The organism is Bacillus sp. 05T22, assembly GCF_056396765.1.
Genome location: NZ_JBFTMC010000001.1, coordinates 65,143 through 85,138, shown reverse-complemented (window position 1 = coordinate 85,138; position 19,996 = coordinate 65,143). Strand labels below are relative to the sequence as shown.

Annotated in this window: 19 protein-coding genes; 15 read left to right on the top strand and 4 right to left on the bottom strand. The window is 36.2% G+C overall.

The window, feature by feature from the left end; translation table 11 throughout:
* Positions 1 to 87 precede the first annotated feature (87 nt).
* Complete coding sequence (locus AC1DIT_RS00425; protein ID WP_016116068.1) at positions 88 to 879, top strand: inositol monophosphatase family protein; 792 nt, start codon at positions 88 to 90, stop codon at positions 877 to 879.
* Positions 880 to 923: 44 nt separating this feature from the next.
* Here the strand turns inward: AC1DIT_RS00425 and AC1DIT_RS00420 are convergent, their stop codons facing one another.
* Positions 924 to 1,103, bottom strand: coding sequence for a DUF5325 family protein (locus tag AC1DIT_RS00420; protein ID WP_000400124.1), 180 nt, complete (start codon positions 1,101 to 1,103; stop codon positions 924 to 926).
* A gap of 140 nt (positions 1,104 to 1,243) precedes the next feature.
* Between AC1DIT_RS00420 and typA the strand changes: the two genes are divergently transcribed.
* The 3 genes from typA (at position 1,244) to AC1DIT_RS00405 (ending at position 3,931) form a co-directional block, all read left to right on the top strand.
* Positions 1,244 to 3,088: a translational GTPase TypA gene (typA, locus tag AC1DIT_RS00415; protein WP_003199689.1), complete on the top strand. Its 1,845-nt coding sequence runs from the start codon at positions 1,244 to 1,246 to the stop codon at positions 3,086 to 3,088.
* Positions 3,089 to 3,337: 249 nt separating this feature from the next.
* Positions 3,338 to 3,640 (top strand): YlaH-like family protein, encoded by a 303-nt coding sequence (locus AC1DIT_RS00410; RefSeq protein ID WP_016116067.1) that lies wholly within the window; start codon positions 3,338 to 3,340, stop codon positions 3,638 to 3,640.
* A gap of 15 nt (positions 3,641 to 3,655) precedes the next feature.
* The gene (locus AC1DIT_RS00405) at positions 3,656 to 3,931 is read left to right on the top strand and encodes a hypothetical protein (RefSeq protein WP_003199693.1); all 276 of its coding nucleotides are present in this window, start codon (positions 3,656 to 3,658) and stop codon (positions 3,929 to 3,931) included.
* Positions 3,932 to 3,967: 36 nt separating this feature from the next.
* On the opposite strand, the gene AC1DIT_RS00400 is transcribed toward AC1DIT_RS00405, so the two are convergent.
* On the bottom strand, positions 3,968 to 4,168 hold the full coding sequence (locus AC1DIT_RS00400) for a YlaI family protein (protein WP_016116066.1): 201 nt from the start codon (positions 4,166 to 4,168) through the stop codon (positions 3,968 to 3,970).
* Between the two features lie 142 nt (positions 4,169 to 4,310).
* On the opposite strand from AC1DIT_RS00400, the gene AC1DIT_RS00395 reads away from it, so the two are divergent.
* Positions 4,311 to 4,766 carry a pyridoxamine 5'-phosphate oxidase family protein gene (locus AC1DIT_RS00395; protein WP_016116065.1) on the top strand — a complete coding sequence of 152 codons (456 nt, stop codon included), beginning with the start codon at positions 4,311 to 4,313 and terminating at the stop codon, positions 4,764 to 4,766.
* A 277-nt stretch (positions 4,767 to 5,043) separates the two neighbouring features.
* On the top strand, positions 5,044 to 6,372 hold the full coding sequence (locus AC1DIT_RS00390) for a PhoH family protein (RefSeq protein WP_016116064.1): 1,329 nt from the start codon (positions 5,044 to 5,046) through the stop codon (positions 6,370 to 6,372).
* A gap of 131 nt (positions 6,373 to 6,503) precedes the next feature.
* On the opposite strand, the gene AC1DIT_RS00385 is transcribed toward AC1DIT_RS00390, so the two are convergent.
* Positions 6,504 to 7,001, bottom strand: a complete 498-nt coding sequence (locus tag AC1DIT_RS00385) for a peptidyl-prolyl cis-trans isomerase (protein WP_476997995.1) — start codon at positions 6,999 to 7,001, stop codon at positions 6,504 to 6,506.
* A 153-nt stretch (positions 7,002 to 7,154) separates the two neighbouring features.
* Here AC1DIT_RS00385 and AC1DIT_RS00380 point away from each other — a divergent pair, with 153 nt between their 5' ends.
* The 3 genes from AC1DIT_RS00380 to pyc all read left to right on the top strand — a co-directional run bounded on the left by AC1DIT_RS00380 (position 7,155) and on the right by pyc (position 12,522).
* Complete coding sequence (locus tag AC1DIT_RS00380) at positions 7,155 to 7,442, top strand: Fpa/YlaN family protein (RefSeq protein ID WP_003199704.1); 288 nt, start codon at positions 7,155 to 7,157, stop codon at positions 7,440 to 7,442.
* Between the two features lie 125 nt (positions 7,443 to 7,567).
* The gene (locus AC1DIT_RS00375) at positions 7,568 to 8,746 is read left to right on the top strand and encodes an FtsW/RodA/SpoVE family cell cycle protein (RefSeq protein WP_016116062.1); all 1,179 of its coding nucleotides are present in this window, start codon (positions 7,568 to 7,570) and stop codon (positions 8,744 to 8,746) included.
* A 329-nt stretch (positions 8,747 to 9,075) separates the two neighbouring features.
* Entirely contained in the window at positions 9,076 to 12,522 is a 3,447-nt protein-coding gene (pyc, locus tag AC1DIT_RS00370; RefSeq protein ID WP_016116061.1) for a pyruvate carboxylase, read from the top strand.
* Positions 12,523 to 12,597: 75 nt separating this feature from the next.
* On the opposite strand, the gene AC1DIT_RS00365 is transcribed toward pyc, so the two are convergent.
* Complete coding sequence (locus AC1DIT_RS00365) at positions 12,598 to 13,545, bottom strand: COX15/CtaA family protein (protein ID WP_016116060.1); 948 nt, start codon at positions 13,543 to 13,545, stop codon at positions 12,598 to 12,600.
* Between the two features lie 499 nt (positions 13,546 to 14,044).
* Here AC1DIT_RS00365 and cyoE point away from each other — a divergent pair, with 499 nt between their 5' ends.
* From cyoE to ctaG, 6 genes are all read left to right on the top strand, one after another.
* The gene (cyoE, locus tag AC1DIT_RS00360) at positions 14,045 to 14,968 is read left to right on the top strand and encodes a heme o synthase (RefSeq protein ID WP_016116059.1); all 924 of its coding nucleotides are present in this window, start codon (positions 14,045 to 14,047) and stop codon (positions 14,966 to 14,968) included.
* Positions 14,969 to 15,064: 96 nt separating this feature from the next.
* Positions 15,065 to 16,114, top strand: coding sequence for a cytochrome c oxidase subunit II (gene coxB, locus AC1DIT_RS00355; RefSeq protein WP_016116058.1), 1,050 nt, complete (start codon positions 15,065 to 15,067; stop codon positions 16,112 to 16,114).
* A 60-nt stretch (positions 16,115 to 16,174) separates the two neighbouring features.
* Complete coding sequence (gene ctaD / locus AC1DIT_RS00350; RefSeq protein ID WP_476998003.1) at positions 16,175 to 18,010, top strand: cytochrome c oxidase subunit I; 1,836 nt, start codon at positions 16,175 to 16,177, stop codon at positions 18,008 to 18,010.
* Positions 18,010 to 18,633, top strand: a complete 624-nt coding sequence (gene ctaE / locus AC1DIT_RS00345; RefSeq protein WP_003199716.1) for a cytochrome c oxidase subunit III — start codon at positions 18,010 to 18,012, stop codon at positions 18,631 to 18,633. The genes ctaD and ctaE overlap by 1 nt, the downstream gene beginning before the upstream one ends.
* A 3-nt stretch (positions 18,634 to 18,636) precedes the next feature.
* Positions 18,637 to 18,975 (top strand): cytochrome c oxidase subunit IVB, encoded by a 339-nt coding sequence (gene ctaF, locus AC1DIT_RS00340; RefSeq protein ID WP_003199718.1) that lies wholly within the window; start codon positions 18,637 to 18,639, stop codon positions 18,973 to 18,975.
* 86 nt (positions 18,976 to 19,061) lie between these two features.
* The gene (ctaG, locus tag AC1DIT_RS00335) at positions 19,062 to 19,967 is read left to right on the top strand and encodes a cytochrome c oxidase assembly factor CtaG (RefSeq protein WP_016116056.1); all 906 of its coding nucleotides are present in this window, start codon (positions 19,062 to 19,064) and stop codon (positions 19,965 to 19,967) included.
* The last annotated feature ends 29 nt before the right edge of the window (positions 19,968 to 19,996 follow it).

Genomic DNA, 19,996 nt, shown 5'->3' with positions numbered 1-19,996 from the left:
AATAGTATATGTATAAAAATTAAGTTGGTGCGAACCTTATAAAGGGTTCGTTTTTTCTGTGAACAGTATAGATCGGAGTGTTTAAACATGCAAGAGGTATGGAAAGAAATCGATACAAATGCAAAGCAGTGGATTCGAGAAGCTGGCGAGCGTTTAATGGCATCATTGCAAAAGACACTTATTGTAGAGACAAAATCAAATGCAGCAGATTTAGTAACAAATATGGATCGAGAAACAGAACAGTTTTTGATTAGGAAAATTAAACAAACATTTCCAGATCATTATATTTTAGGAGAAGAAGGGTATGGAGATGAGGTTGCTTCTTCGGATGGAGTTGTTTGGTTAATTGATCCAATTGATGGTACGATGAATTTTGTTCATCAAAAAAGAAACTTTGCGATTTCAATTGGCATTTATGAGAACGGTATCGGAAAAATCGGTCTCGTCTATGATCCGGTTCATGAAGAACTGTATCATGCTGTAAAAGGAGAAGGAGCTTTTTGTAATGATACATCCATTCCTACTCTTGAGAAAAGTACAGTGGAGCATGGAATAATTGCGTTAAATGCAACTTGGCTCACTGATAATCCATTACTTAATATGGAGAAAATGATGCAGCTTGTGAAATTGGCAAGAGGGACACGATCATATGGATGTGCAGCGCTAGAAATGGTCTATGTTGCAACCGGAAGATTGGATGCTTACGTGACGCCACGATTATCTCCTTGGGATTTTGGCGGTGGAATGATTATTGTAGAAGAAGTCGGTGGTAAGGTGACGACATTTGCTGGCACTACTCTTTCTATCGTGGAAAAAAGCAGTGTATTAGTTGCGAAGCCGGGAGTATATGAAGAGTTACTACCATTTGTATCACAGTAACAAAAAAAGTAAGAGGCCAAGAAGTAGCTTCTTACTTTTTACTGTTACTGTGATTTACGCATTTTGCGTTTTGTTATAAATCCATATCCAACTGTAACAAATGTGCCAATGATGCAAATAATAATACCGATGGGACTATTTTCAGCAATCATAATTCCAATGCCAATTAAGAAAATAACACCGATAATAGCCGTTAATAAAAAGCGATATTGAATGTGTTCCATATCTTCACCCTCCAATTTCATTTTACTTTCACAAAAGTAAGAATACAACTATATTTTCATTCTTGATTTTATTTTGATTGCCATTGTATCACCTTCGCTCTTATAATAGAGAAGGATTAAAAAGACACTAGGAGTTGGACATGTTGAAAAAACGACAAGATTTACGCAATATAGCAATTATCGCCCACGTTGACCATGGTAAAACAACACTTGTTGACCAATTATTACGTCAAGCGGGGACGTTTCGTGCAAATGAGCACGTAGAAGAGCGTGCAATGGATTCAAATGATTTAGAAAGAGAACGCGGTATTACCATTTTAGCGAAAAATACAGCGATTCATTATGAAGATAAACGAATTAACATTTTAGATACACCTGGACACGCTGACTTCGGTGGTGAAGTAGAGCGTATTATGAAAATGGTTGATGGTGTTTTACTTGTTGTTGATGCATACGAAGGTTGTATGCCTCAAACACGATTTGTTTTAAAGAAAGCATTAGAACAAAACTTAACTCCGATCGTGGTTGTAAACAAAATTGACCGTGACTTTGCTCGTCCTGATGAAGTGGTTGACGAAGTAATTGACTTATTCATTGAGCTTGGTGCAAACGAAGATCAATTAGAGTTCCCTGTTGTATTCGCATCAGCAATGAATGGAACAGCAAGCTTAGATTCAAACCCAGCAAATCAAGAAGAGAATATGAAATCATTATTTGACACAATCATTGAACATATTCCAGCACCAATTGATAATAGCGAAGAGCCACTTCAATTCCAAGTAGCACTTCTTGATTACAATGACTATGTTGGCCGTATTGGGGTTGGCCGTGTATTCCGCGGTACAATGAAAGTAGGACAACAAGTAGCATTAATGAAGGTTGACGGAAGTGTAAAACAATTCCGTGTAACTAAATTATTTGGTTACATTGGATTAAAACGCCAAGAAATTGAAGAAGCAAAAGCTGGAGACTTAGTAGCTGTTTCAGGTATGGAAGACATCAACGTTGGTGAAACAGTATGTCCAGTTGAGCATCAAGAGGCATTACCATTACTACGTATCGATGAGCCAACATTACAAATGACATTCCTTGTAAATAACAGCCCATTTGCAGGTCGTGAAGGTAAATATATTACATCTCGTAAAATTGAAGAGCGTCTTCGTGCACAGCTAGAAACAGATGTAAGCTTACGTGTAGATAACACAGATTCTCCTGATGCATGGATTGTATCTGGACGTGGAGAGTTGCACTTATCAATCTTAATTGAGAACATGCGTCGTGAAGGATATGAATTACAAGTATCTAAACCAGAAGTAATTATTAGAGATGTTGATGGTGTAAGATGTGAGCCTGTAGAGCGCGTACAAATTGACGTGCCAGAAGAGTATACTGGTTCTATTATGGAGTCAATGGGTGCACGTAAAGGTGAAATGTTAGATATGGTGAATAACGGAAACGGTCAAGTTCGTCTGACGTTTATGGTTCCAGCACGTGGCCTAATTGGTTATACAACAGAGTTCTTAACTTTAACACGTGGTTACGGTATTTTAAACCATACATTCGATAGCTATCAGCCAGTACATGCTGGACAAGTTGGTGGACGTCGTCAAGGTGTTCTAGTTTCACTTGAAACAGGAAAAGCATCACAATACGGTATTATGCAAGTTGAAGACCGTGGTGTAATCTTCGTTGAACCAGGTACAGAAGTATATACAGGTATGATTGTTGGGGAGCATACACGTGAGAATGATTTAACAGTTAACGTTGTAAAAATGAAACAACAAACTAACATTCGTTCTGCAACAAAAGACCAAACGTCAACAATGAAAAAACCTCGTATCATGACATTAGAAGAGTCATTAGAATACTTAAATGACGATGAGTACTGTGAAGTAACACCAGAATCAATCCGTCTTCGCAAAAAGATTCTTGATAAGAGCGAGCGCGAAAGAGCTGCTAAGAAAAAGAAATCTGTAGAAGCGTAAAAGATAAAGCTGCCTTTTCATTAAAAAGGCAGCTTTTTTAATTTGCTTATTTTTCGAAAATTTAATCTTTTATCTAGACAGTATTTTTTCTACAAGGTAATCTTATAGTAGACAACATAGAATTTAAAAATTAAGAAGTAAGGTGCTGTTAGTTAGTTGAATGAATTTGGCCGATATGGATTATTTTCTATCTTTATTTTAGATAGGGGGATTTTTATTCATCTTTGCTAGATGAAGGGGAGAAGTATAATGCTAGAGAGAATGTCATTTTTTGCAAAGTTATACAATGTAGATGTGAATCCAGAAGTAGGGATGTGGCAGCTTTACGGTACAATGATTATACTAAGTGCACTCGTATATAATTTAGGATTTGCTAGGAAGTTACCGTTACTAAAAAACATTGTGATTTATGTATCCTTAGCAATTGGATGTACAGTTTTAACTTTTTTGGGAGTGTTTTTACCAGTAGGAGAAGGACTTGTTGTGACAGCGATTGTATTCGGTATTTATAGATTACGCTTACGCCAAGCAAAGCAACAAAGAGTGGGTTAAAGGGGGGGATGTTTCATGCGTTCTGTACAAGATGCGTTATATAATTGGCTAACAATTAAAACTGTCGCGGAAGCACGCCCGCATGATGCAGCTGCGCAAGAAACATATTTACTGTTTCATAACATGTTACATGAAGATCATCAATTAAGAGATGTAACGGTGGAAAAAAAAGAAGATATGTATTTGGTTACATATGAACAAGAAGGAGAAAAACATTCTACAAGATTTCCGATAGAGCTTATAGATTGTTTCTTAGATCAAATGAAACGAGAGCCGGAGAAATATAAATAAGCCCTCATCTGAATGATTAAGGACTTATTTGACAGTTTACCACTCATCTTCTATTGTTTTATCACGATATAAGTGGAAATTTCCAGTTGCATGGCGTTCCATTGTACGTTCTGCAATACGTTCTGTGCATTCCATGCACATATATGTATGAATAGGACGGTTACGAAGCCTTTTGGCCATAGGATTTTCGTCATCTAACTCTTCTTTTTTATCACAAAGCATGCATTTGACTCTCATTTCGTCACCTCAATACAAATTCTATCGATATAAGTATATCATGTAAATTTGATATTTTTGAACTATAGGGGGAAAAAATAATATTTTCGCAATTCGAAAAATAAGTTATCATTAAGATAAATAAAATTTTGGAGGTGGAAATATGGCAAATGTAGTAGAACCTACATTGACAGATTCTTTAGTTCAATCTTTACGTGAAGGACGCATTATAACAATTGCAACAATTGATTTTGAAAAGGCTGTTCCGAATGTAAGTGCTATTTCATGGATATATGCAATAAATGAGACAAGTATTCGATTTGCGATTGATCAACGCTCTCGTATTGCGGAAAATTTGCGCCATCATGCAGGGCTTGTACTCACTGTAATGGCAAATGAATCTGTATTTTCCATTAGCGGTGAAGCAAAGATTTTAAAGGAGAGATTGGATGGCAGTCCACTCAAATTAACTGCAGTAGAAGTATCTGTTCAAGAAGTACGTGATGTTATGTTTTATGGAGCAAAGCTTGCTTCGGAACCAACATATGAAAAAACATATGATCTTCGTGCTGCTGAAAAACTTGATAATCAAGTTTTAACGGCGATGAAAGAATTGTAGAAAAGTGGATGAGCATTATGGTTGTTCATCCTTTTCTGCTATTTTAACCTGAGTGAATAAGGAATCTTTGCTACATGTTAGGATATAAATTTTGACGAATGAATACGATACCTAGTTATGAATGAGAAAAATGATTAAGAAAAGTTTTAATTTATATGAATTTCGATTCTACCTCGTTAATACATTACATATAATTATAACAATGGTTCGTCCATATGATGATCATGGATGAAACCCTTGTTCTACAAATTTAAAAGTGGAGTCAGGGGGTAACAGGTTGGATAAAATTTATGTGTTAGATACGAATGTACTTTTGCAGGATCCTTTATCTATTTTTTCTTTTGAAACAAATGAGGTAGTGATTCCAGCAGTTGTATTAGAAGAGGTTGATTCGAAAAAACGCTACATGGATGAAGTCGGACGAAATGCTCGTTATGTATCTAAATTGATAGATAAATTTCGCGAATTAGGAAAACTGCATGAGAGTATACCTCTTGAAAATGGAGGGACATTTCGTATTGAATTAAACCATCGCTCATTTGTTCAACTGCAAGATATTTTTGTTGAAAAAACAAACGATAATCGTATTTTAGCTGTTGCGAAAAATTTATTCTTAGAAGAGCAAGAGAAAGAGAATGGAAAGTCTGTCATTTTAGTAAGTAAAGATGTACTTGTGAGAGTAAAAGCAGATGCTCTTGGTTTACAAGCTGAAGATTATTTAAGTGATCGTGTAATTGAAGTGGAAAATATATATTCAGGTTTTTTAGAAGGTTACATATCAAAAGAACAGCTAAATTATTTTTATGAAAAAGGAGAACTTCCTTTATCGGAAATTGCAAATCATCCATTTTATCCAAATCAATTTATCGTGATGAAAGATGCATTAGGGGGTTCTAGCTCTGCACTTGGAATTGTTGATTATTCAGGGAAAAAAGTGAAGAAACTTATTTTTCATAATGAGCAAGTTTGGGGAATACGCCCGCGGAATGTGCAGCAAATTATGGGATTAGAATTGTTGCTTCGTGAAGATATTCCACTCGTAACGTTAACAGGGAAAGCAGGAACTGGTAAAACCTTACTCGCGTTAGCTGCTGGTCTTATGCAAACGGAGGATCTAGGATTGTACAAAAAACTCCTTGTTGCTCGGCCGATTGTTCCAGTTGGTAAGGATATCGGATATTTACCAGGAGAAAAAGAAGAAAAGTTAAGACCGTGGATGCAGCCAATTTTCGATAATCTAGAGTATTTATTTAATACAAAAAAACCAGGCGAATTAGATGCGATTTTAGCGGGTATGGGTTCAATTGAAGTAGAGGCGCTTACTTATATACGAGGACGAAGTATTCCAGATCAATTTATTATTATTGATGAGGCGCAAAATTTAACGAAACATGAAGTGAAAACAATATTAACAAGGGTTGGAGAAAAAAGTAAAATTGTATTAATGGGAGATCCGCAACAAATTGATCATCCTTACTTAGATGAATATAATAATGGTTTAACGTATGTTGTAGAGAAATTTAAAGAACAAAAAATTAGCGGACATGTAAAGTTTGTAAAAGGAGAGCGTTCTAATTTAGCACAACTAGCAGCGGACTTATTATAAAGTGAAACTTTAATCAGTGAGGGATTTCATCAGCCGAAGTCTAACTGTTTTGCTGTTGTTAAATTTTGAGGTGGGAATACTTCTGACCGCAAAGAGTGGAAAAAAAGGAGTGGCTTTTGCCTACTCCTTTTTTAAATAATTGTAAACTTACGGATATTTCGAATTGGATTGTTTATATTAGAGCCGTCACCAAAGTAAAGGTGGACAGGTCCATCTTCTCGTAATGGTTTTCCATCTTTTGAAAATCCAAGAATAACATTGTTTGCTTCTTCTAATGAAAGTGTGATTGAATCATGCAATGCATGGATTTCAACATGTGTTGCTTCAGCTGTAATTTCAGCATTTTTGAAAAATGGATGAAGTGGTATGCCAAACGTTCCTGAAATAAGCTGTTCCTTTTTAAATTTTTTTACGCTTTTTTGAATAGGTGGAAAAGYGGCACCATCACGGATTTCACGATCCCAATGTTCGGAAGTGTGCTTGAGATAGTCTTCTAATTCTGATTTTTCTTCTTTCGTTTCGGTGAAGTAAGTTGTTAAATCTACTTTTCGATCATCAAAAATCCAAACGCTTGGGTCAAGTGTGATCGGAAAGCGTACTTTTCCATTTATAAATAAAATTTCACTCATTGTTGTTCCCCCATTTGTATTATGCTCCCACTTTTCAGTATAATAGCATTAGACACGATTGTCACAAAAAATGTTTCTATTGCAATTTATTAAAACTATCGCTAATATTAATAGATAGGATAGAAGAGTAGGACGGAAACGGAGGGAATCAATTTGGCGTCTGAGACAGTAGCAAATCATCAGGAAAAGGCACTTGCCCTTCTAAAAGCGGATGCGGAAAAGATTTTAAGACTTATTAAGGTGCAAATGGACCACCTTACGATGCCGCAATGTCCATTATATGAAGAAGTGTTGGACACGCAAATGTTTGGACTATCCCGTGAAGTTGACTTTGCGGTTCGTCTTGGTCTTATTACAGAAGAGCAAGGGAAAGAAATGTTAGGAGAGCTCGAACGGGAATTATCAGCACTTCATGAAGCATTTACAAACAAACAACAATAAAGGGTTCAAATAAGGGGGCTCAAACTGACTAGGTTTGAGCTTTTTATTTGTATAATAAAGCAGGAAGAATTCTGATACATATGGAATACAACAATAATTAAATTGAAACAGAAAGAGGAAATGAAATGAAAAGAGTATGGAAATCGATGGATTATTCATTATTACTTCCTCTTATTATTTTATGTGTGTTGGGAGTTATAATGGTATATAGTTCTAGTTCCATTGTTGCGATTTCAAGGCATAACTGGCCAGCAAATTACTTTTTTAAAAGACAATTACTTGCTCTAGCTGTTGGAACCGTAGGGTTAGGAATTATCGTTGCTATTCCGTACCACGTTTGGAGAAAACGAATTGTTTTGTTATTAATGATGACAGGTAGTATTGGATTGCTAGCGTTAGCATTATTGATTGGAAAGAAAGTAAATGGTGCGCAAGCATGGGTATTCGGTATACAGCCCGCTGAATTTGTTAAAATTGCTATCATTATTGTACTCGCGCGTTTCTTTGCGAGAAGGCAAGAAACTGATACTTCAGTTTGGAAGGGATCAGCAGGTACGATTATGTTTATAGGATTAATATTGGTTTTAATTCGTAAACAAAATGATTTAGGAACAGTTTTGTTAATCATAGGTATTGTCGGAATTATGTTTCTTTGTTCAGGGGTTCCGATTAACAAGTGGATAAAGCGTCTTGCATTAAGCACAATTGTATGGATTCCGCTTTTATACTTAGTTGGTAATTATGCATTGAAACCTTATCAAAAAGCACGTTTTGCGGTGTTTTTAAATCCATTTGATGATCCACAGGGTGATGGATTTCAGCTGGTGAATTCCTTTGTTGGAATTGCTTCAGGTGGACTGAATGGTAGAGGACTTAGTAATAGTATACAAAAATTTGGGTATTTACCTGAGCCACACACGGACTTTATTATGGCAATTATATCTGAAGAACTTGGTTTTATTGGTGTAGCGATTATTTTAATTAGTTTGTTACTCATTATCATTCGTGCATTCCGAATTGCTCAAAAGTGTAAAGATCCATTTGGAAGTTTAATTGCTATAGGCATTGCTAGCCTGTTTGGGGTGCAAACGTTTGTTAACATTGGTGGTATGTCTGGGCTAATGCCTCTTACTGGTGTGCCTTTGCCATTTGTCAGTTATGGTGGTAGTTCTTTAATGGCGAATCTATTTGCAATGGGTATATTGTTGAACTTAGGGAGTTATGTGAAACGACAAGAGAAGCAACAAAAAGAAATATATGAGAAAAAACAACAAGGTGAGCCACATCTTGTTGTTGTGAAATAAAAAGGTTTTGTGTTTGATGACACAAAACCTTTTTATTATGTTGTTTTTTAATGAGTTATACTTTGTTTGGTTTAAATAACAATAGTGTGTCATAAATGTTTTAATGTGTTATACAATAAAACTGTCAGAAAAAGAAGAGTTGTGCTATACTATTTTTGTGAAACAAATTGATTAGAAAACTTATCATTTGTTAAAAAATAAGGTATGATGTATAAAAATAAGGTGAAGCTTTCCGAGTATAGTTTAGAAAAGAAAGTGAAGAACTTCACGCTTTTAGAGCGTGTACCTATTTAATCTCTAAAGTGGTAGGAAAGTAGAGGGGGAAAATCATGACAAAGCTGCAACGTATTCAAAAAGTWTTRGTAGCTAACCGTGGAGAAATTGCAATTCGTGTATTCCGAGCTTGTTCAGAACTTGGATTAAATACAGTTGCAATTTATTCAAAAGAGGATAGCGGTTCTTACCATCGCTATAAAGCAGATGAATCTTATTTAGTGGGAGAAGGCAAAAAACCAATCGATGCTTACCTTGATATTGAAGGTATTATTGAGATTGCGAAAAGCAATCACGTGGATGCAATTCACCCTGGATATGGTTTCTTGTCAGAAAATATCCAATTTGCTAGACGTTGTGAAGAAGAAGGGATTATCTTTATCGGACCAAAGAGCAAACATTTAGATATGTTTGGAGATAAAGTGAAAGCAAGAGCACAAGCGCAATTAGCAAATATTCCAGTTATTCCTGGCAGCGATGGACCTATTAATTCACTAGAAGAAGTTGAAGAGTTTGCTAAGAAGTATGATTACCCGATAATTATTAAAGCCTCCCTTGGTGGTGGTGGCCGCGGTATGCGTATTGTACGTAGCGGTGATGAATTAAAAGAATCTTATGATCGTGCAAAATCAGAAGCGAAAGCAGCTTTTGGTAATGATGAAGTGTATGTTGAAAAATTCGTTGAAAAACCTAAACATATAGAAGTTCAAATATTAGCAGATGAAGAAGGAAATGTTGTGCATTTATATGAGCGTGATTGCTCTGTACAACGTCGTCATCAAAAAGTAGTTGAAATTGCGCCAAGCGTGTCACTTTCAGATGATCTTCGTCATCGTATTTGTGAAGCAGCGGTACAGTTAACGAAAAATGTAAATTATTTAAATGCTGGTACGGTTGAGTTCCTTGTAAAAGGCGATGACTTTTATTTCATTGAAGTAAATCCACGTGTTCAAGTAGAACATACAATTACAGAGATGATTACAGGCATTGATATTGTTCAGTCACAAATTTTAATTGCAGATGGACACGCTTTACATAGCCAAATCGTAAGCATACCAAAACAAGAAGACGTTATTGTGCATGGTTATGCGATTCAATCTCGTGTAACAACAGAAGATCCGCTTAATAATTTTATGCCTGATACAGGGAAAATTATGGCGTATCGTTCTGGTGGTGGTTTTGGCGTTCGTCTTGACACAGGTAACAGTTTCCAAGGGGCTGTTATTACACCGTACTATGATTCATTACTTGTAAAAGTAACAACTTGGGCGCTTACATTTGAACAAGCGGCTGCGAAAATGGAGCGCAACTTAAAAGAGTTTCGTATTCGTGGTATTAAAACAAACATTCCATTCTTAGAGAATGTAGTAAAACATAAAAACTTCTTGTCAGGAGAATATGATACGTCATTTATTGATGCATCACCTGAACTGTTCGTGTTTCCAAAACGTAAAGACCGTGGAACAAAGATGTTAAGTTATGTTGGTACGGTAACAGTAAATGGTTTCCCAGGAGTAGGGAAGACAGAGAAGCCAATTTTCCCAGATGCACGTATACCAAATGTAAAACATTATGAATCGATTCAAGATGGAACAAAACAAATTTTAGACGAACGCGGAGCGGATGGATTAGTAAAATGGGTGCAAGATCAAAAACGTGTACTTTTAACAGATACAACATTCCGAGATGCGCACCAATCATTACTTGCAACACGTCTTCGTACAAAAGATTTAAACCAAATTGCTGAACCGACAGCTAGAATGTTACCGAATTTATTCTCAGCGGAAATGTGGGGCGGTGCAACGTTTGATGTTGCGTATCGTTTCTTAAAAGAAGATCCATGGGAACGACTATTAGAACTTCGTGAAAGAATGCCAAATGTTTTATTCCAAATGCTTCTTCGTTCATCAAATGCGGTTGGTTATAAAAACTATCCAGATAATTTAATTCAAAAATTTGTAGAATGTTCAGCACAAGCTGGTATCGATGTATTCCGTATTTTTGATAGCTTAAACTGGGTGGAAGGTATGAGAGTTGCAATTGATGCTGTAAGAGAGAGTGGTAAAATTGCAGAGGCAACTATGTGTTATACAGGGGATATCCATGACCCAATGCGCAGTAAATATGACTTAAATTATTATAAAAACTTAGCGAAAGAATTGGAAGCGTCAGGAGCACATATTCTAGGTATTAAAGATATGGCTGGATTATTAAAACCAAATGCAGCCTATGATTTAGTTTCTGCTTTAAAAGAAACGGTATCGATTCCGATTCACCTTCATACGCATGATACAAGTGGAAATGGTGTTTTAACGTATACGAAAGCAATTGAAGCAGGTGTTGATATTGTCGATGTAGCTGTAAGCTCAATGGCAGGTCTAACATCACAACCAAGTGCAAATACGTTATATTATGCGCTAGGTGGAAATGAAAGACAACCAGATGTTAATGTGGATTCATTAGAAAAACTTTCATATTACTGGGAGGATGTTCGTAAATATTATGCACCATTTGAAAGTGGTATGAATGCACCTCATACAGAGGTATATATGCATGAAATGCCAGGTGGTCAATATAGTAACCTCCAACAACAAGCGAAAGCAGTTGGTTTAGGAGACCGATTTGATGAAGTGAAAGTGATGTATCGCCGTGTAAATGATATGTTTGGTGATATTGTAAAAGTAACACCATCATCAAAAGTTGTTGGCGACATGGCGCTATTTATGGTACAAAATCACCTTACAGAACAAGACATTTTTGAGCGTGGACATTCTTTAGATTTCCCAGGTTCTGTTGTGGAAATGTTCTCTGGAGATCTTGGACAACCATATGGTGGCTTCCCGAAAGAATTACAAAAAATCATTTTAAAAGGGAAAGAGCCATTAACAGTAAGACCAGGGGAATTGTTAGAACCAGTGGACTTCGATGCTTTAAAAGAAGAGTTGTTCCATAAACTTGGACGTGAAGTAACGATTTTTGATGTTGTTGCATATGCATTATATCCAAAAGTATTTATGGATTATGAAAAAGTCGCTGGGCTTTATGGAAACGTGTCTGTACTCGATACGCCAACATTCTTCTATGGTATGAGGCTTGGTGAAGAAATTGGTGTGGAAATTGAACGTGGTAAAACATTAATGGTTAAATTAGTATCAATTGGTGAACCACAACCAGATGGGACACGTGTACTTTACTTTGAATTTAACGGGCAACCGCGTGAAATTGTTGTGAAAGATGAAAGTGTTAAATCAACAGTCGCACAGCGTGTGAAAGGGAATCGTGAGAATCCAAATCATATTAGTGCAACAATGCCGGGAACGGTTATTAAAGTTGTTGTAAATGAAGGTGATGAAGTGAAAAAAGGCGATTCCATGGCAATTACAGAAGCGATGAAGATGGAAACGACGGTTCAGGCGCCATTCAATGGAAAAGTGAAGAAAGTATATGTAAAAGATGGCGATGCGATTCAAACAGGCGATTTACTTATTGAACTAGAACAATAATAATAAAGAAAAGAGTTGCTTGAAGGCAGCTCTTTTCTTTATATAAAAATAATAACTTGCCACAGTGGCAAGTTATTAAAACGATTGTTTATTTTGCGTTGTAGTTGATGGGTGTGCCTCTTTTGCATTTGCTGTGCTTCGTGTACCTAACATGACTAAATAGCATAATACAGCAAAGAGACAAGAAATAAAGAGTGAATGTAACAATGCCATTGATAAACTTGCATTAGTATAAACGACTAAAATACCAACAATTGCTTGAAGTGTAACGAGAATAAATGAGATAATCCATCCCCAATATACAACCCGGTGCTGTTTATAGTGACGAATAGCAACAATCATTGCGTATAGGATCCAAGCAAATATTAATATTGCGGCAACCCTGTGTCCCATTTGAACCCATTCATGCAATTGAGTAGGCCATGGTCTGTTTTTACTACAAAGTGGAAAGTCTGGACAAGCTAAACTTGCACGCTCGTGACGTACTAAAGCTCCTGTATAGACGACAATATAACTGTAAATTGTTACACCGTAAATATGAAATTTCATTTTTTTGTCCATAATGAGAGAACGTGCATCGAATTTTTTGTCGATTTCAAAAATAAGGCACGTTAGTAAAATGACAGAAGCAAACGAAATTAAGGAAATACCAAAATGAATAGCTAATACAGCAGGTACTTGTCCCCAAACAACTGCGGCAGCTCCCATGAGTGCTTGTGCCACTAAAAATACGAAAGATAAAACAGCTAGCGTTTTTGTTTCACGTACATGTTTATAATATTTCCAGGATAGGATACAAAGAAGTGTAACGAGAATTCCTGCCGATCCTGATGTTAAGCGGTGACTTAGTTCAATAATCGTTTCCATTGATAGATTAGAGGGAACGAGTTCACCATTACAAAGTGGCCAAGATTTACCGCATCCTTGACCTGAACCTGTTTTTGTAACTAAAGCCCCTCCTAATAAAACCCCTAGTAAGTCGAGGCTTGTAATGACTGCTAACCATTTAATAAAGCGTTGCAATCTGTTTCACCATCTTTCTGTATGAAGTTATTGCGAAATATTTTCATTCCATCAATTTTATAGAACAAAACGCGCTACAGTCCTATGATATATAAAAAATAATAAAATAGCAAAGAAATGGAGAAGGGGGATAAAGAGTTTGAAATAAGAAAAAAACGGGGTTTAAATTACATATTTTAGGAGAAGTTATTTCTATTATAAAAAGAAATGGGAAGAATATATGCTAAATATGACAAAATAGTTTATTATAGAAGGTAACCTCATGTTATGATTAGGAAGTAATGGGAGAAACTTTTTTGTCATTCGACACAAAAAGTTCACGTTTTCTTCACAAATTGTTAGGGAAATATGATTTAATATACTCGAGTATGAGCGTAGATTAGTAGTAGAGTGAGAAAACAACATTTCTACTGTAATAATATTGCTATATAGAAGCGTAATACTTTTGTAAAGTAAAGACGCGAAAGAAGGATGAAAGTTTTAAGAGGGGGTTGAAATGATGAACCATGCAACAAGTGAGCTGCATGATGAGTCAGCTATAACAAATGTGCCGGAAACAACACGTGTACAAGATTTATTAGCGCTCGTTAAGATGGGGATTGTAAACTCGAATACACTTACGGTATTTACAGGATTTTGGTTGGCTTTACACTTTAATGGATTAAATGCTGTGAACCATTTGGATAAAATGTTCTTTACAATTGTCGGCTCGGCTTTAATTATGGCAGGATCATGTAGCTTGAATAACTATATTGATCGGGATATCGATCACTTAATGGAACGGACAAAAAATCGTCCGACAGTAACAGGAAAATATAAACCTAGTTTTGCGTTAACATTAGGTATGACTTTATTGCTTCTTGGTTTTGTATTCTTGTTATTTACAACACCAATGGCAGCAATTATAGGTTTCATCGGTGCTGTCACATACGTTGTTTTGTATTCATTATGGACAAAACGAGCATATACACTAAATACAGTAGTAGGTAGTGTATCTGGAGCAGTTCCACCTTTAATTGGTTGGGCAGCAGTTGATCCTAGTTTAGATCATCCAATTGCTTGGATGCTATTTTTAATTATGTTTATTTGGCAAATCCCACATTTCCTCGCGTTAGCGATGAAACGTGTTGATGAATATCGAAATGCAGGTATTCCCATGCTTCCTGTTGTACATGGATTTGATATTACAAAACGTCAAATCATGATTTGGACAGTATGTTTATTACCACTACCATTTTATATGAGTGGACTGGGAGTAACATTTATGGTAATTGCAACATTGCTTAACATTGGATGGATCGTATTAGGATTCTATGGATTCCGTAAGAAGGATGACATAAAATGGTCCGTACAAATGTTTGTCTACTCCTTGAATTACTTGACAATCTTATTTGTGTCAATGATTGTAGTTACATTCTTCTAAGACAACGACATGAGGGGATTTCTTTACGTTGAGATTTACTTTACTTACTATAAATAAAGTACAATCTAATTCACAAAGAAAGTGGGGGTTGTTTGTATGAAGAAACAGTGGCGACTGCTTTCATTCGTTTCACTGCTGGCTTTACTGTTAGGGGGATGCGGTAAAGCCTTTCAATCTACTTTAATTCCGCAAGGTGAAGTAGCAAAAATGCAATATGATTTACTCTTGTTAGCAAGTGCAATTATGGTAGGTGTCGTACTTGTAGTTACTATTATTTTCTTGTATGTAATTGTGCGTTTCCGACAAAAGAAGGGTCAAGAAGATTATATCCCAAAGCAAGTTGAAGGAAATCACAAACTAGAAATTATATGGACAGTCATTCCGATTATTCTTTTGCTGATATTGGCTGTTCCAACTGTTACATATACATTCAAACTTGCTGATGTAAGTGCGATGGAGAAAAAGAATATTGATAAAGACACAATCGTTGTTGATGTAACAGCGAATCTTTATTGGTGGGAATTTTCTTACAAATCAGAAAAAATAGTAACTTCACAAGACCTAGTTATCCCCACAGGTAAAAAAGTATATTTGAATTTGAAAGGTGCTGACATTAAACATTCGTTTTGGGTCCCATCTTTAGCTGGGAAAATGGATACGAATACGGATAATGTCAATAAAATGTGGTTAAAGGCAGATAAATCAGGCACTTATAATGGTTTTTGTACAGAATTTTGTGGCCCATCACATTCTTTAATGCAATTTAAAGTAAAGGCTCTTGATGAAAGCGAGTACAAAGATTGGATTGCTGATATGAAGAAACTTGATGGTAAGAAGGAAGTTTCTTCTCCAAAAGAACAAGAAGGTCAAGAAATATTCAACAAAAGCTGTATTGGTTGTCATGCAACTGGATCAAATGATAGTAGACCACCTTCTGCACGTATCGCACCAAACCTAGCAAACTTTGCTGATCGCGATATGGTTGCCGGCATTGCTGAAAATAATGAAGAAAACGTAAAAAAATGGTTAAAGGATCCTGAAAATATGAAGCCAGGAAATAAAATGACTGGTAAATATGGCAACTTAACGGATGATCAAGTAGACGCATTAAATGCATATTTGAAAACGTTAAAAGTTGAGAAGTAAAGAGGGATTATTTGCGAAGGGGAGGTTGAAAACGTGAGTTCTGTAGCAAAAAAACAGGGGATGGGTGCTGTTATATGGGATTATTTGACGACAGTAGACCATAAAAAAATTGCCATTCTCTATTTAATTGCAGGTGGATTGTTTTTTATMATTGGCGGAATAGAGGCATTATTTATCCGTCTTCAATTAGCGATTCCAAACAATGCTTTTCTTGTTGGGGATGCTTATAACCAAGTATTAACGAYGCACGGTACAACAATGATTTTCCTCGCAGCTATGCCGCTCGTGTTTGCATTTATGAACGCCGCTGTACCACTTCAAATTGGGGCACGGGATGTGGCGTTTCCATTTTTAAATTCACTTGGATTTTGGTTATTTTTCTTCGGTGGAGTATTTTTAAACTTAAGTTGGTTTTTAGGAGGGGCACCTGATGCAGGGTGGACATCTTATGCATCGTTATCCCTTGCTTCTAAAGGACATGGTGTTGATTTTTATGTACTAGGGTTACAAATATCAGGTATAGGTACACTGATTGGTGGTATTAACTTCCTTGTCACAATTATTAATATGCGTGCACCTGGAATGACATATATGCGTATGCCAATGTTTACATGGACAACATTTGTAACTTCTTCACTTATTTTATTTGCTTTCCCACCATTAACAGTGGGATTAGCACTACTTATGTTAGATCGCTTATTTGGCACAAGTTTCTTTAACCCAGCTTTAGGGGGGAACACGATTATATGGGAACATTTATTCTGGATCTTCGGTCACCCAGAAGTGTATATTCTTATCCTTCCAGCTTTCGGAATATTCTCAGAAATTTTCGCTACATTCTCTAAAAAACGACTATTTGGTTACTCATCTATGGTATTTGCAACGGTGTTAATTGGATTTTTAGGATTTATGGTATGGGCGCATCATATGTTTACAGTTGGTCTTGGACCTGTTGCGAACGCTATTTTCTCAGTTGCAACAATGGCAATTGCAGTTCCGACTGGTATTAAAATATTTAACTGGCTCTTTACAATGTGGGGTGGAAGTATCAGGTTTACAACGCCAATGATGTGGGCTGTTGCTTTTATTCCATCATTTGTAATGGGTGGTGTAACAGGGGTCATGCTTGCCTCGGCTCCAGCTGACTATCAATTCCATGATAACTATTTCGTTGTGGCGCATTTTCACTACGTAATCGTTGGTGGAGTTGTATTTGGACTATTAGCAGGTGCACATTATTATTGGCCACTTATGTTTAACAAAGTATTAAATGAAACCTTGGGGAAAATAACATTTTGGTTGTTCTTTATCGGCTTCCATTTAACATTCTTTATCCAGCATTTCCTTGGTTTAATTGGTATGCCACGTCGCTACTTTACGTATTTACCAGGCCAAGGATTAGAAACGGGGAACTTAATTAGTTCGATTGGTGCTGTATTTATGGGGCTAGGAACGATTGTTCTGTTATTTAATGTTGTGAAAACATCGTTGTCTAAAGAGAAAGCTGGCCGCGATCCGTGGGATGCTCGTACATTAGAATGGACAATGCCTGCACCTACACCAGAATACAATTTTAAACAATTACCATTCGTTCGCGGATTAGATCCGTTCTGGATTGAAAAACGTGAAGGGAATAAAGAAATAACACCAGCAGAGCCTGTTAGTGATATTCATATGCCAAACTCTTCATTTTCACCATTTGTTATATCTCTTGGATTATTTATAGCAGCATTTGGTGCGATGTACATGCAAGGTGGGAAAGATAAGTTTTGGTTATTGGTTGCAATTATTGGACTTATCATTACATTTGGTGCAATGTTCTTACGTTCAGTAATTGATGATCATGGTTATCATATTCATAAAGAAGATTTAGATGACAAGGGGGGCACAGCGTAATGCATGTAGAGGAAAAATTAACAAATGAAACGTTTCCAGCAGAGCCTGAAAAAGCAACCCTTGAGGGGAAAAATAAGTTTGTTGGATTTTGGCTATTTCTTGGAGGCGAAACTGTATTGTTCGCTTCCTTATTTGGCACATATTTAGCGTTAAAAAATTCTACAAACGGTGGCCCCACTTCTCAAGAAATGTTTCAAATGCCACTTGTCTTTATTATGACGATGCTTTTGTTAACAAGTAGTTTAACAAGCGTGTATGCGATGTATCATATGAAGAACTTTAACTTTAAGCAAATGCAGCTTTGGTTACTTGTTACAGTATTATTAGGATTAGGGTTTTTAGGGTTTGAGATTTATGAATTTTATCATTATACACACGAATTCAAACATACGATGAGAAGTAGTGCATTTGGTTCAGCGTTTTATGCGCTTGTTGGAACTCATGGATTACACGTATTGTTCGGATTATTATGGATCTTAACATTAGTTTTTCGGAATGCGAAGCGCGGGCTGAATTTATATAATGCTCCAAAGTTTTACGTCGCATCTATTTACTGGCACTTTATTGATGTAGTTTGGGTGTTTATTTTCACTGTAGTATACTTGATGGGAATGGTGGGATAAACAATGGCGATAAAGCAAACAAATACAAGTAACTCAAAAGTAGATCTTGTTTATCGTAGAAAAAAAAGTGCTGAGGAAATGAGACATCAAGTGATTACATTTGGTCTAATGATTTTCTTAACGATTGTAGCTTTTGTGGCAGTCGCTTATCCGAAAACATTTAGTCCTCTTTTCTCTGTACCATTTATTTTACTATTAGCTGTTGTTCAAGTAATATTTCAATTGTATTATTTCATGCATATGAGTCATAAGGGACATGAAGCAGCAACCTTTTTCTTATATTCTGGATTATTGATAGGGTTGTTAACCATTTTAGCTTTTATGACAATTGTTTGGGTTTAAAAAGTAAAGGATAGGGAGCTTGAAGTTATCTTCGCTCCCTTTTTCCTATGAGGGTAAGGAGTTCATATTGAAAGGGTGGGTGTAAAATGGGCAACTTATGGATATTTGGTTTTCAAGCTTTATGGAGCCCGATCTTTTTACTTTTTATGGTGTCTATCCTTATCTGTTACTTTCTTATTATCGGGCCGTATAGAAATCGGCTCGAAAATGCAGAAAAGGTAAATAAAAAGCAAATGTTTTATTTTACGACTGGGATTATCCTGTTGTATCTTGTAAAAGGTGGGCCTATTGATTTACTTGGACATATTGTATTTAGTGCACATATGTTTGAAATGGCAGTGATGTACATCGCTGTACCACCATTATTGTTATTGGGGATTCCAGTTTGGTTATACACATATATTACCTCTTTCCGTTTTATCCAAGTGATATTGACTATGTTTACAAAACCGCTTATTGCTCTGTTTGTATTTAATGGATTATTTTCTATTTATCATTTGCCTGTTGTTTTTGATGCTGTAAAGCAAAATCAAGTTGCTCATCCTATTTTTCTTGCTGTTTTATTTTTTACAGCAATGATGATGTGGTGGCCTATGCTAAATCCATTACCGGAGTATCAAACATTAAGTGAAATAAAGAAAATTGGTTACATGTTTGCGAACGGTGTATTATTGACACCAGCTTGTGCGCTAATCATATTTGCTAGTGAATCGTTGTTTGCTACATATACGGATCCGAGTGCGTGGATGAAAGCGATGGAGCTCTGTGTACCTGCGGGAACATTGGGTGATTTAAACATAACCGGACCAGAATTTTTACATTGGATGCCGATTGTGCAAGATCAACAAACAGGCGGTATCATTATGAAAATTGTCCAGGAAATAGTGTATGGTACAATTATTGGCTATGTGTTTTTTAAATGGGCACGTAAAGAACGTAAAAAAGATGAGGAGCAACTACAGGAAGTGCCTCCTTATTTGCAACCAAAATAAAGAAGGTGTATCACATGGATACACCTTCT